The following is a 302-nucleotide window of genomic DNA, read 5'->3' as shown; positions in this document are numbered from 1 at the left end:
CGAAACCGCTCTTACCCGCAGCCAGCACAATGCAATAAGCAGACGGGTGGGGCCCGGTGACAGGCAATCCGCAGCGCTGAGGCTGTGAGGAAGACCCGGATGGGCCAGCAGGGATGCTGGCACAAGGGCATGCCGGGACAGGGATGTCCCGTCATGACCGCTCCGAAAGGTCGACGAGCGGAGCTAAGGAACCGCGCCACGCGCGGCGCGAGGACCGCCAGGCACCGGGCCCCACACGTAGGCGACGGCACTAAGCCTCTAGCGCAACGGGCACTACCCGCAGGCGACATTCATCGGAACCT

This window comes from Erwinia sp. ErVv1 (genome assembly GCF_900068895.1).
In the GTDB taxonomy this organism is placed as follows: Bacteria; Pseudomonadota; Gammaproteobacteria; order Enterobacterales; family Enterobacteriaceae; genus Erwinia.
This window is presented reverse-complemented; position numbering follows the sequence as displayed.